We start from the raw sequence: 12,382 nt of genomic DNA, 5'->3' as shown, positions 1-12,382 counted from the left end.
TAAGTGACCCTTGCTTCGAACGTCAGAAACCCGGCACCATGAACCCGGCTTGGATGCCGGGGCTGAGAACTGGGCGACCGTCGCCTCGCTGATCGAGACCTGCAAGCTCAACGACGTCGAGCCGATGGCCTATCTGACTTATGTCATCACAAAGATCGTCAACGGCTATCCTAACAGCCAGATCGACGATCTATTGCCTTGGGCATATTCTGGCAAGCGGCCGGCAGAGCGGCAGTCTCGCTGACTGGAGAAAAATGATCCATGACGTCGTCGACACTCAAAACCGGCATACCCGCAACATCCACAATTCCCCGATAGAGGATTGTCATGTCCGTCCTCTCGATGTTGGGGTCCGTGCTTATAGAGCGCTCCAAGAGCCGGCTATCATCGATGACTAGGATACATATGGCGTCGAGTAACTGAGGCGGCGTCATATCCGTGGCATTGCCGTTCTCGAGGTAGCTCTCGATCATAAATGCCACCGCGACGGCGGGATCACGGGCGAGATAGACACCCGATTCGACAGGGAAGTTCTGTGATTTCGGCAACGCGCCACCAAGTCCATACTTTGAAATGGAGGGAAGGTGACGCCGCCAAGTCGCATGATAATAGGGCATTCGATTACCTGATGTGCTCTGCAATGCCAGACTATTGTCGCCACGGGCTAAATTGTCCATCAGATGCCGAGCTGGGAGTGGCGATGTCGATCATGTGTCATCGGAACAGCGCTTACCCAGAAGTTGCTGACCCAGGAGGTAATCTTCAGTGCCGAAAACTGGCCGGTCTTTGATTGGAACGGTGGCCGGCTTCAAATCGGAATGGTGGCCGGTCTTTGATCGGAATGCCGGCCGGCTTCACGTCGGAATCCGCACTTGTCTTCTTGCGCGGTCGAGGTGCTGGTGTCGCCTCCAACGGTTCAGGCGCTGGCAACGCCGCCACGACCTCAATCGGAATGAATGGAGGCACGAACGGCGCTGATATCTGGCAGAGCTCTTTGCGCCACCGGAATAACTGACTGACATGATTCCCGGCCGAGCGCGCCACATCCGAGACAACGGTTCCAGGCTCTAACGCCGCCGCTACCAACCGTTCTTTCTTTTCGCGAAACCAATGCCGGCGACGCTCAACCGACGTGATCACCTCAATATGCTGCTTCGTCATAGGACTACTCCCAGTGCTACCACCAGGACTTCCAATGTTCGGCTTCACATCGCAAGACGGCCGTCACCGTGGGGATACCTTGGGCAAACATTCCGCCAAAATCCAATCGGAAGATAACGCTCGTCTTCAGCCCATGGCTATACAAAAAGCGGAACCTCATTGAGCGATTCTTCAGCAAACTGAAATGTTATCGACGGATTGCAACCCGCTACGAAAAACTAGGCATGAATTTTCTTGCTCTGACCAAGCTGGCTTGTGTTCGCCTCACTCTCCGCCATAACGAGTCCACGGCCCAATCGGCCGCTCGCCAAGTTCATCTCAAAACTAAAAAGCAACTGTAATGCTAAGGCTGCGGGTCGCTGAGATTGCCCCAAAGGCTCTTACGCGGTACGTGGCCCTAGCCGGCCGATTACGCGATCCCATCGTGAATTGGGCCGCCCGAACTCTATCTCGAGGCGTGGAAAGCGAGCAACCCGATGGGCCATCTGACGGATGGCCTGCGCTACCTGCAATAGGCGCTCTTTCGTGACGTCGGCAAATACAGAAGTCGTATCGGTGTCCAACAATAAGGAGCGCAACGCCGTCGCCGTCGCCTGCGTCTGGGTAGCAGACATGTCGAGCATTCTGACCTGCCACTTATCGCGACAATTCGTATACCCGCATGCATTCATGTAGGTAAATATCAGCGACCTAACGACGCTTCGGAACATCAGCAGCCCCGTTCCAGTGTTGCCGGTGCCCTCCTGTGCCCAGTAGTCTTCCAACTTTAGAGTAAACCACGTATAATTGCGATAAAGCAAGTATTGGTCGAGCGAATCTGACTTCAAGCGCAATTTCCAATCGCACACCTCATTATACCCACCGATACATAGTCCGGTCTTGACTCGATGAAGCACTTCACAGATATCGTCTTCCAGAAGAATTTGCTTGTAATTGGTAAGATCGTCCGTCGAGGCCATGAAAAACTCGTCGGTCATATATGTCATCTTGGAAGCCGCGCGGTTCATCATGCTGCACGGATATATCTCAAAGGCGATCAAGGGACCGTTCGACCGGTAGAAGACCTCCTCGCAATCGATTCCTTCGATGATCGTGAGAGAGGGCGCAAGGTCTATGGGTCGGTCGCTAAAAGTGAACAGGTCAATGTCCGAGCCTTCGTTGGCGGTGCAACTGGCCACCGATCCTCCCAGCATCAGGAACTCACCCGCAACGAACGGCCGAACCGCGTTGGGAAGTTCATCGAGCGACGTCCCGCGTCCTTTCAGATAATCAATTATCCATTCACGTCGCTCTTCGTCGGTCATCGGGTATCACTTCTTCCAGTTTTAGCTTGGCCAAAAAGCTGTCGAGCAACAGTTGGCAGTTACGCACCGCGTAAGGTCGGTGTCAAGGTTGAGTACGGGCAGGCGGCGTTCTCGCGTCAGCTGGCGATGCGAACGGGACAGCCCATGACCGCCCCATTCTCGAACAAATGCGCAGTGAGCGTCCGGTGGCCGGCTTTGTTGGGGGGCTTAAACGATGCAAGTTACGTCACAGGTGGTTCATTTGTAACGTAACAAGGTATGAATGGCCAAAGTTGAGATCCTGACGGGTGCCGAGCGATGGTCCACTGAGCCGAAGCTTTCGATATTGCGAGAAGCGTTCAGCGCGGATGGGAGCGTTTCCGATCCTGGTGGTGGCTTGGGGCCTGATCGCTCGCTCGACGATGTTGGAGTCGATCTCGACGCGGCCGTCGGTTGGGAAACGCTCGAAGATGTCACGACGCGAGATGGCATATCGAAGAGCCTCGGCGAGTTTGGATTTCCCCAACACACACGGAAGGGTCGCCTGCCAAAGAGCGAAGAGGTCACCAACGATCGCCGCCGACCATTCCTGACGCGCCGCAACACGAGTGTCAGGACTTTGGCCGCGGACGGTTTCCTCGATCCCCCAAAGCTTTGCCATGCGCTCGACTGTGTCTTTGGTAACCTTCGAACTCTTCGCAACATGCATTTCGTAGAACTTCCGGCGACTATGCGACCAGCAGCCAGCCAGGAGGACGCTGTCATTGCCTCCATCCTTTCGAGCAAGCTTACTGTAGGCACCATACCCATCGACCTACGCCTCGGCATGCACTTGCAGATAACGGAACGGATCTGAGTTGAAAATGGCACCACCGGACACGAGAAGAGTTGCACCGGAGACATAAGAGGACGCATCGGACGCCATGTACAACGCGGCATTGGCGACATCGGATGGCTGACCGATCCGGCCCAAGGGATAATATCTCGATCTATCTTTGATGATCGCAGGCGTAGATAGGTAAGGTTCGACAAGCGGCGTCTGCACGAGGCCGGGTGCGATCGCATTGACGCGAATTTTGTAGCGCCCAAGCTCCACTGCCATGGTCTGCATGATGTGAGTGATGGCGATTTTGGCGGCACCGTAACACCCCTCGCCGCCGGGACAGGCATTGAATGCGTCGAGTGAGCTCATGAAAAGCAGCGAACCGCCTTTGCCGCTGTCGCGCATAACCCGGGCAGCGGCCTGCGCGCCGAACACGAAGGACGAGACGTTCAGCCTCCACATGCTTTCCATCGCTGCGGACTCCACATCGATCCAATCACATAATGCGCCGTCGACGAAGCCACCCGCATTGTTAACCCAAACGTCTATAGATCCATACTCCCGAACGGCGGCTGCGGCCAGCGCGTCGACTTCGCCTTTTTCAGTCACATCCGTTTTGACAACAAGAGCTTCGCCGCCGATATCCTCAATGTCTTGCTTAAGCTTCGCCAGTTCGTCAACGCTGCGCGAGGCTCCGACGACTTTGCCGCCATTCTTCGCGTAGGTCGTGGCGATAGCGTACCCGATTCCGCGGCCTGCACCTGTAACCACGCACACCTTACCCTTGACGTCGAACATCATGCATCCCTCTTCGCTTGTTGGCTATGGTGACTGTTAGTTCGGACGCGCGCATCCGCGCGAAAGGCAAGGCCGTCCCGGGCGCACATGTCTGGAACGGCTCTGGTATTTGGCTGTAATACCATCAGCTTGAATGAGGCATCTCGCTCTAGGTGTCATTTCCCCTTACGATGCCGCCGATGCCATGCTCACGGAGCACTTCGAGCAATTTCGCCAGAATAGTCTCGGGCGGGTCGAGCGACGACAGCAGATGCAGCCCGTTGTCATGCGCAACAGAACGGTATGCATTCATGATTCTTGTCATCGGGCCGATCTGCTGATCGTATCTTGCGGCTCGTACCCCGTCACGTCGCACGACGCGATCGATGGCGACCTGAGGAGGGCATTCGAATACGAACGTGATATCGGGCTCGAACAATGGCCTACACATCGGCGCCAGGTAATTAAACTGCGCATCACTTTTCGCCATGTAATATGTGAGCAGGCAATATACATAACGGTCCATCAGAATGGTATGGCCGGCGGCCAGTGCCGGCTCGATGACCCGGACCTGCTGATTGAGCCGATCGGCCACGGCGAATACCCCCAACGCGAGTTCGTCCGCAATTTCGGCGTCGCCTTCGAAAAGTATAGTGCTTTTCACGTGGGGATCAGAGCGCCACCAGTCCGAGGGCTGCCTCAGCAGCAGAAGGCCGGGACCACCGATCGTTTTTTCGTTCAAAGCCTGCACGAGTAGCTTGACCGCAGTGGATTTTCCGGTGCCGTCGGCTCCGCAAATGGCGATCAGGTGGCCCGGCAGACCATGTTTCATAAGAGAAACTGGTGCCATTGGTTGTGGCGTCGATGAGTCAGAATTGGCGATGTTCATTTCGATGATACCTCAAGCATTTGCGTGTCGAAATCCAAGAATGCGTAATCATAAGCAGCGCGCCACGGCCCGGCAACACAGGACCCTCCCTGAACGTTGAGCCACCGATACCGGTACCCGGCCGCCCGAGATGTGCGTCGATCCACCGTCCACGCCCGCCACACCGTTCACACGCGCCGAGCGACCGTCCTTAATGTCTGCTGCATGCCGTCCAGGACGATATGCCGCCGTTGCCGACAGAACCTCGGGTTCATCACCCTGCGGCGCACCTAGCTTGCTTAATGCTATCTACCCCCATCATGCTTCCCCGCCTACAAGGCTCGAGCGCTTTGGCAAGCCAAAGCTATCTTAATCCAGAACAGTTTCATGCTCGACGCTCTAGTACGCAATTCCTGCCTCGCCCGCCGCCTCACGCTTGGCGATCCCGGCCCGTAAGGCGGGGATCAAGACTTTGCCGTAACGCTTGGGGTCGTTGGGCGTGTCGTAGCCGTGGAACAGGAAATGGCGCACGCCGAGATCGTAATAACTCAGAAGTGTTTCGGCGACTTGCTCGCCCGTGCCCACCAACGTCACCCGGTGGATCTCGCCCGTCATCTTATTGAGCACCATCCACAGGCGTTCATCCTCGACGTCCGGCCGCGTCGCCATCTGCAACCGGAGAGCGTCGATGGCCGAATTCGCCCCCGCATTAGGTGCTCTGACCAGCTTTTCGGCGAAGCGATCGCTAACTTCTTTAGCTTGGCGCCAAGCCTCTTCTTCAGTGTCGCCCACGATGACTTTGCACGAGGTGCAAAAACCGATATTGCGGTTGTGACGCTGAGCGTAACCCTTTACCTCGGCGATCAATTCCCGGGTCCGCGCTAGGGGCTCGATGACGAATGCATAGACATCGGCGACTGACGCACAATTTTCCAGCGCGGCACCCGAAGCGCCCCCCCAGAAGATGGGGATAGACTTGGCGACCGGCCGCACCTTCGATTTCTGGCCGTTGAACTTGTAGTATTCTCCATCATGGTAGATTGGTTCATCGGCAGTCCACACGTCGCGTAGGATTTTGGCATATTCGGCGCTGCGGTAGTAACGGTCGGCCTTGGGCAAGAAATCACCGTCCGACTGCGCCTCGATGTCGCTGTCGCCGCTGATGATGTGCACACCGGCGCGGCCGTTGCTGAGCTGATCGATGGTCGCGAGCATACGCGCCGCCACCGTCGGACTAATGCAGCCTGGGCGATGGGCGATCATCGATTTGAGCCTAGTCGAGATGGCACCGAGATAGGCGGCGGTGCTTATCGAATCCGCCCAGGACGAGCTGCTGGCGATCAGGAGCCGGTCGTATCCGGAGTCTTCATAGTCTCGAACATGCGACTTGACGAAATCAATATCAAATATCGCCGTGGGCGAGGCAATTCCTTCGCTGTCGGCCGCGTGCGAGAATAGACCGATTATTTCTGCCGACATTATCACACCTCCCTAAGAGGGTCGCGCCTAAATTCGGCCACAAGCCGAAGGTCAGCACAACGAAAAAAGTGCAGACTCTTCGCATAGGGATTAGGCGTCAACAACATCATTCTCAGTCGATTTTCCAATTGTGGCGGCCGTCTTGTTGCGTCACGACAATTTTCGGCGGCAACGCCAATTGATGAAACTCGCTCTCATTCTTATCCATTTGATAGCCAGCCGTATTTGGGTAGACTAAAAAGTCACCGTAGCGTGGGACTGCCGGGAATTGGATTTTTCGCCAGGTCACAATGTCGGTCTCCAAGCAACTGGACCCGCCGACTGCCGCACGAACCGGCTTCTGAAGACGAGCCGGCCCACGCTGCACTAGTATTGGAGTCGGCAGGTACTCGCTACCCCTCCATTGCTCTGACAGGCTCATGCTGAGCCCAGCGACAGTGACCATCCCATGCTCGGCATTGCGTTTAAAACCTTGGACAGGGAACACGGTCATTCCTGCGCCATCAAGTAGCGCGCGTCCGGGTTCGAGATTGAGATAAACATCAGCGGCAATGAGTGTTGAAGCCAGCGTACCGATACCGACGCGAGTTTTCAGGATAGCGTCAAGCATAGTCGATCCTGTGGGGGATTGATAATAGGGATAGAAAAAATTGAAGGTCTTATCGGCATGAAATTGACTAGGGGTCATACCTGCTTCGAAGGTGCGCCAGTCGTCTTCATCCACATAACTGCAGGCGAACCCACCCCCAATCGAAATTATCGAGCATGGAAAATTGCGATTGCGGGCTTCGAGACACTGATGGATGAGAGCCGCCGCAAATTCGGCGCGCGGCTGAACGGCGTAACCGTCAAGATGGAAGGCAAAACCATCCATGATAACGTGCTGTCGCACCTCTTCACATCTCTGCAACGCTAAAAGAAGATCGGGTGGAGAAAATCCGAAGCGGCTGTTGGGGCTCTGAGGGGGAAGAACACGCAACAGAATCCGCATGGGGCCGGCCTGCTCAGCGAGAGCAATCACACGCTCTAGCTCATCAAGCGCGTCGATTGCGACGGTAGAACGATGGCGGCAAGCCAGCCACAATAGTTCGCCACTCTTAGCCGGGCCGGTTACGCCAATATTCTCACCTCGGATGCCATTGGCGAGTGAGTGAACGAACTCTGGCGCGCTGGCGACATCAACCGAACCATTAAGCCGCGCGACCTCGCGCAGCCATGCTCCCGCCTTGTTTGCCTTCTTGCCGAAATGGACATGGCCGACGACATTTCTCTCTTGCAGTACCCGCTGAAAGTCGACCAAGTTGTCGGCAAAAGTGGTCGGGCTAATGAGATGAAACGGGCCCTCCACGACGTGAGCAATTTGGTCGAGGAGTTCTCGGTCTTGTCTAGCGGCAATGGCCCACCGCCTTTCCCGCGCACACATCGAATAGGTTGCTAGCTCCATAGTTTGACTCTCTTTCCGCGGCCACCTGAAATTACTCGGATCACAAATGCATCAGCGATTGGGATATCGGTGATCACCATACCGCTATTAACAGAAAACCCCTTATCCTTCTTTGGACACGGGCCGGGCTTACGGCCAGCCACGATATCCGGAAGCTCGCCGTCAATTTTGGCAACGGCGTTGGGGTGGGATAGCCCATAGCCCGTGCCGCATAGTGAGGCCGCCTTCACGCCCTCGCCGACGCCCAAAATGGCCAACCCGCTTAGCTTGACCCAACCCATTTGAACCTCGCGATCGGACGCGGCGACGACAATATCGGATGTCACGTTGCTGGAAATATGCAGCGTGCAAGACACTAACGCTCCTTTGCTAGCAAGCCCGGAAATCGATCCTCGACCCAACGGTCATCATAAATCGATCCTAGGTACTTTTCACCAAGGTCCGGACTGACTGCGACGACCTTAGCCCCCGGCGGTATCGAAGAAGCGTTCTTCCGAACGGCAGCCAAAACGCTCGCCGTCGATCCGCCAACCAAAAAATGCCAACGCGCTAGCACTTCCCGCGCCATAAGAATCGTTTCCGCTTCAGTGACCACAACCTTTTCCATTCTTGTGGGCGAGAATAGCGCCGGCCTCATACTCGTTCCCAGGCCTGGTATATGCCGTCGGCCAGGCACACCTCCGAATGTCACCGAGCCTTGCACGTCAACGCCAATCAGCCGGACAGGAGAGTTGGCGGCATCGAGGTAGCTTTGGCATCCCATGATGGTTCCGCTCGTTCCCACGCCAACGAAGATGCAATCAGTGTCAGGAACAACGTTAAGAATCGCGTGTGCGGTCGTCTTACGATGCGCCTCGGCCCCGGCCCAGTTCCCATACTGATTGGTCCAAACCAGGTTAGGATCTTCTGCTAAACGGTTCCGAACGTAAGCGATGCGCGAGCCCAAGAAGCCGCCATTCTCGTCACGACGATCAATCAAAACTACCTGCCCACCGTGCGCCTCGATAAGGCGTAGATTTTCCGGTAACGCATTTGGATCAGAGACACAAATAAATCCATACCCTCGTTCGGCGCAGATGATACTTAGCGCGATACCGAGGTTACCCGACGACGACTCTATGATCGTCGATCCCGACCGAAGCAAGCCACCGGCCTCCAGATCATCTACCAGACCTATAGCCGTTTTAAGTTTAATCGAACCGGCCAGGTTGAGCCCTTCTATCTTCACGAGTACATGCATGGATTCAGCGAACCCGCGCAACTCGAAGAATATCTCATCGAATAGAACATCGCTGGCTTTGTCGTAAATCATCTAGATCCTCCGCCTGCTAAGCTAGTCGTGGCATTCACCACGGATTTACATAAATCCATCGGGCACGGACGTGCGCTTCACATCTATCTCACGCAGAATGATGTCGCGAGCATCCTCGATGTCATTGGCGCCATGCACCCGTACGACATTCTTGCTATTGTGGATCTCGCAACGCCCATAGGTGCTCGCAAACGCTCCATTAACTCCAGATTTTCGTCTTCGCTCGCACCACCACCCCACCGCGTGCCGCTCCGTCAACAGCAACAAATCTGACTTCATTAGTTTCGTCAAACCTGCGGGTGTTGCCCGCGAGAGCCGGCGTCGTCCATGGGCAAACCGCGGCTACGCACAACAGATATGAGACACAACACAAGCCAATTACCTATCCAAGACGGTCGAAAGATCGCGACGAGGTCAACAAGCGACAACGGACCCGGTGCTTAGTCAGGTAGAGAGAACGCATCGAGCCCCCTTTGCATCAATCCAATAAATTCTCGATTTGGGATTGCATGTTTCCATACTGCCTTACTTTGATACTCGCCACCCAACATGATATGTGAGTGTTTTCTGTCGAATACCGATCTGTATTTTGTCCAAAGTTGGAGCATATCTTCGGCGGAAGGAAGACTTGGATCCGTGTCGGCTATTTCCAAACACCGCACCCTGATGGCATCAAGGAGATCTAATGATCCCAAAACCATTGAGACACTCTGAGCTTCGGTCTCGGTGCTTGCACGAAGCAAAGTTAGAAGGGGGCCAAAGATGTCGGAATCGGACTTCATTCGCTGGGCAAATGTCGTGATCCATTTCGGATTCGGATTTGTAATACCGCGAAGGTGCAGTAGTCCCTGGGCTTCAAGCAGGATGAACTGCCGAGCCATTTGAGTTGCCATGTCCCAATTTTTCGCGAGATAAGCGCCGATTAAGTCCTGAAAGTCAGTATAGGGAACATGACGGGTTCGATAAAGGTGATAACAATATAAACGTAAATCAATCATTTCCATAAGGTGTTCGTGCAGAGGAGCGCCCCCAGCAATGACCCCTGTTGAGAATCGATGAAAGAAACGCAAATCTTCAAGAGAAGCGGGCGGGTTCATTTGCCCCAGGTTCGTCTGCGTAAGTGCGTTTTGAGAAGCAATAGTTTTGAGAAGTGTCTGGACATCGTCAAATAGAAAGTACTGTACGTCACGTCGAGTGCCGAAGCCATCCAGGTGACTATAAGTAACTCTGATTTGAGCTGATGGATTATTAAATTTTTTTAAGTCAGGTCCTTTGAGCACAGCTTGGTGAACGTTGGCATGCTCGCCTACATCATCCAATATTACACCGGTATATATAACACCGGTATGCTGCTCATTTGCCGCTAACTCCCCCATCGTAGGTAGTCGACGCGTAACTACGCAAACGTCGACGTCGGCAACGGGATTTCCGATCCCTTCGAGCAACGTACTGCTAATTATAACTATATCACCATCTCCGCGCAGCACACCTTCCAGAATGCTTTCCCGGCTAATCGATACTTCTCCATTCCAGGCAGATATAAAAGTCATGTCACCCTCAATTCGTCCTTGTTGGGATTTCGTTCGCTGAAGAGATTGGGGCAGAAGCGCTGATCCGCCTCTGAACGACGATACTAGCATTCACGTTTTCTCAACTTATCCTGGCAAAACTGCATTGGCAGTTACACCATCGGACCGAGTGATCGTTGCGGCATCCTGATTTAAAGATCCTATTTCAATGACGATCACTACTAAATCGATTAGGCTTCGATAGCATTATGAGCTCGCTGCCTCCATAGCGATACCGCCGCTTCCAATGCTGAATCCAAATCCACGATGTTCTGCTCGGTAAGCAGTGGAGACAGCGGAATATCGATAGTGCGGTCCAACAAGTCTTTTGTGTTGGGTAGCGTTGCTCTTATTTCCTCAACAGTCATTTCAGGAAAAAGAAATCTCCACATCCAAAACGTTCTAACGTTTTCTGGCCCAATCAATCCAAAGTATCGGCACTCAATTCCGCTCATGCGGAGCTGATCGCAAAACCAAAGTGCATCGCTAGGGTCAGCGTTGTTAAGGCGAAATACAATGCTATCCCCCAATGTGCCCCCTTCGTCACAGGACTTTCGAACCCTTATTTCGGGATACTTGTCAAAAATTGCGGAAACGCGAGAATAATTTTGACGCAGAACTTGGATACGCTCAGTCAACCGTCCGAGTTGTGACCGTGCAATTGCTCCCCGCAACTCATCCATGCGAAAATTATAAAGCGGTAATGAATTGTAGTCGAACGTGCTAGCCCAGTTACAATGTCTCAGAAACCGCCCTTCATATGCGCCCGATAGAGCAACCATTTTTTCGAAAAGGGCCGTATCATCAGTCAAAACAAAGCCGCCCTCTCCCGTGTTTAGAGATTTATCAGATTGAGTGCTAAAGGCACCGGCGCGACCGAAAGTTCCCAAGTAACGGCCAGCATGTTCGGCTCCCAAAGCCGGCACCGCATCTTCAATCAAAGGCAGCCCCCGCTGATCGCAGTACCGAACAATCTCCTCTATGTTTCCGGCCTGACCGCGCATGTGCACAACAATCACAGCCTTCGTTCGGCTATTACACTTTCGATCCAAATCGTGAACATCTGGGTGCAGTTCATCGTCGATTTCAAACAACACCGGTTTGGCGCCTGTCAGAAGTACGCTGCTTGGAGTCGCTGGAAAGCCAAACGCTGACAACAGAACTTCGTCACCAGGTCCAACTCCGAGACCAAACAGACTTAGTGCAAGGGCAGACGTGCCGGTCGAGGTCGCCAGCGCATGCCGAACTGAAAAGAACGAGGCTAGCTCCGACTCAAAGCAGCCGACCTCAGTCATCGAGAACGGGCGATCGTCATACCGAAATAAGCGCCGACTGCTCATCACTCGCTGAGCAGCCAAAGCTTCCTCATCGCCAAGCACGACACAACCCTTGTCATAAGTCGGCCAAGGCGTTTTCATCACTAGATTTTCGCTCACAGCAGCCAAACCTTTCCATTTTTGATAGAAGCAACACACCAACAACATCGACAACCTGTGCCGCTGAGAGTCGGTCCCGAAACTTATTCAGTTTGAACAAAGCCTTCGCGGATCGAGCGGATCTATGGCGCGCCGGCAAGACATAGACACGTCGAACGCTCGTCCGGTGCCTTCGAAAGGCGCTCGGAGAACCGCGCTTCTGGCATCACGGCAACCTCATAAAATTGTCTG

Annotated in this window: 10 protein-coding genes and 3 pseudogenes; 2 read left to right on the top strand and 11 right to left on the bottom strand. The window is 54.2% G+C overall.

Annotation, left to right across the window (positions count from 1 at the left end; all coding sequences use genetic code 11):
- Nucleotides 1-46: 46 nt before the first annotated feature.
- Nucleotides 47-244 (top strand): annotated as a pseudogene (locus MOV63_RS30305) (transposase domain-containing protein); the annotation flags it as partial.
- A 518-nt stretch (nt 245-762) separates the two neighbouring features.
- On the opposite strand, the gene MOV63_RS30300 reads toward MOV63_RS30305, so the two are convergent.
- Nucleotides 763-1,161, bottom strand: a complete 399-nt coding sequence (locus MOV63_RS30300) for a transposase (protein ID WP_247039362.1) — start codon at nt 1,159-1,161, stop codon at nt 763-765.
- An 80-nt stretch (nt 1,162-1,241) separates the two neighbouring features.
- Between MOV63_RS30300 and MOV63_RS30295 the strand changes: the two are divergent.
- Nucleotides 1,242-1,502 (top strand): annotated as a pseudogene (locus MOV63_RS30295) (hypothetical protein); the annotation flags it as partial.
- A 39-nt stretch (nt 1,503-1,541) separates the two neighbouring features.
- Here the strand turns inward: MOV63_RS30295 and MOV63_RS30290 are convergent.
- The 10 genes and pseudogenes from MOV63_RS30290 to MOV63_RS30245 all read right to left on the bottom strand — a co-directional run bounded on the left by MOV63_RS30290 (nt 1,542) and on the right by MOV63_RS30245 (nt 12,199).
- Complete coding sequence (locus MOV63_RS30290) at nt 1,542-2,465, bottom strand: nucleotidyltransferase domain-containing protein (protein ID WP_247039360.1); 924 nt, start codon at nt 2,463-2,465, stop codon at nt 1,542-1,544.
- 226 nt (nt 2,466-2,691) lie between these two features.
- Nucleotides 2,692-3,258: pseudogene (locus MOV63_RS30285) on the bottom strand (transposase); the annotation flags it as partial.
- Nucleotides 3,259-4,068 (bottom strand): SDR family NAD(P)-dependent oxidoreductase, encoded by an 810-nt coding sequence (locus MOV63_RS30280; RefSeq protein ID WP_405029401.1) that lies wholly within the window; start codon nt 4,066-4,068, stop codon nt 3,259-3,261. It abuts the pseudogene before it with no gap.
- Nucleotides 4,069-4,213: 145 nt separating this feature from the next.
- Nucleotides 4,214-4,933 carry an AAA family ATPase gene (locus tag MOV63_RS30275; RefSeq protein ID WP_247039358.1) on the bottom strand — a complete coding sequence of 240 codons (720 nt, stop codon included), beginning with the start codon at nt 4,931-4,933 and terminating at the stop codon, nt 4,214-4,216.
- Between the two features lie 378 nt (nt 4,934-5,311).
- Nucleotides 5,312-6,391, bottom strand: a complete 1,080-nt coding sequence (locus MOV63_RS30270; protein WP_247039356.1) for an LLM class flavin-dependent oxidoreductase — start codon at nt 6,389-6,391, stop codon at nt 5,312-5,314.
- A gap of 112 nt (nt 6,392-6,503) precedes the next feature.
- On the bottom strand, nt 6,504-7,835 hold the full coding sequence (locus MOV63_RS30265) for a Y4yA family PLP-dependent enzyme (RefSeq protein WP_247039354.1): 1,332 nt from the start codon (nt 7,833-7,835) through the stop codon (nt 6,504-6,506).
- Nucleotides 7,826-8,191: a hypothetical protein gene (locus MOV63_RS30260; protein WP_247039352.1), complete on the bottom strand. Its 366-nt coding sequence runs from the start codon at nt 8,189-8,191 to the stop codon at nt 7,826-7,828. Before MOV63_RS30260 ends, MOV63_RS30265 begins: the two co-directional genes overlap by 10 nt.
- Entirely contained in the window at nt 8,191-9,147 is a 957-nt protein-coding gene (locus tag MOV63_RS30255; RefSeq protein WP_247039350.1) for a pyridoxal-phosphate dependent enzyme, read from the bottom strand. The genes MOV63_RS30260 and MOV63_RS30255 overlap by 1 nt, the downstream gene beginning before the upstream one ends.
- Before the next feature lie 440 nt (nt 9,148-9,587).
- On the bottom strand, nt 9,588-10,697 hold the full coding sequence (locus MOV63_RS30250; protein WP_247039348.1) for a hypothetical protein: 1,110 nt from the start codon (nt 10,695-10,697) through the stop codon (nt 9,588-9,590).
- Between the two features lie 209 nt (nt 10,698-10,906).
- Nucleotides 10,907-12,199: a DegT/DnrJ/EryC1/StrS aminotransferase family protein gene (locus MOV63_RS30245; protein WP_247039364.1), complete on the bottom strand. Its 1,293-nt coding sequence runs from the start codon at nt 12,197-12,199 to the stop codon at nt 10,907-10,909.
- Between the last annotated feature and the right edge of the window lie 183 nt (nt 12,200-12,382).

The sequence above is a fragment of the Neorhizobium sp. SHOUNA12A genome, assembly GCF_023006505.1.
Lineage (GTDB): Bacteria > Pseudomonadota > Alphaproteobacteria > Rhizobiales > Rhizobiaceae > Neorhizobium.
Note: the sequence above shows the minus strand (reverse complement) of the source record. Positions and strands in the feature narration are given on the sequence as shown.

Coding starts and splice junctions, on each gene's coding strand:
- MOV63_RS30300 (WP_247039362.1), bottom strand. CDS start 1,161: ATGACGAAGCAGCATATTGAGGTGATCACGTCGGTTGAGCGTCGCCGG.
- MOV63_RS30290 (WP_247039360.1), bottom strand. CDS start 2,465: ATGACCGACGAAGAGCGACGTGAATGGATAATTGATTATCTGAAAGGA.
- MOV63_RS30280 (WP_405029401.1), bottom strand. CDS start 4,068: ATGATGTTCGACGTCAAGGGTAAGGTGTGCGTGGTTACAGGTGCAGGC.
- MOV63_RS30275 (WP_247039358.1), bottom strand. CDS start 4,933: ATGAACATCGCCAATTCTGACTCATCGACGCCACAACCAATGGCACCA.
- MOV63_RS30270 (WP_247039356.1), bottom strand. CDS start 6,391: ATGTCGGCAGAAATAATCGGTCTATTCTCGCACGCGGCCGACAGCGAA.
- MOV63_RS30265 (WP_247039354.1), bottom strand. CDS start 7,835: ATGGAGCTAGCAACCTATTCGATGTGTGCGCGGGAAAGGCGGTGGGCC.
- MOV63_RS30255 (WP_247039350.1), bottom strand. CDS start 9,147: ATGATTTACGACAAAGCCAGCGATGTTCTATTCGATGAGATATTCTTC.
- MOV63_RS30250 (WP_247039348.1), bottom strand. CDS start 10,697: ATGACTTTTATATCTGCCTGGAATGGAGAAGTATCGATTAGCCGGGAA.
- MOV63_RS30245 (WP_247039364.1), bottom strand. CDS start 12,199: ATGTTGTTGGTGTGTTGCTTCTATCAAAAATGGAAAGGTTTGGCTGCT.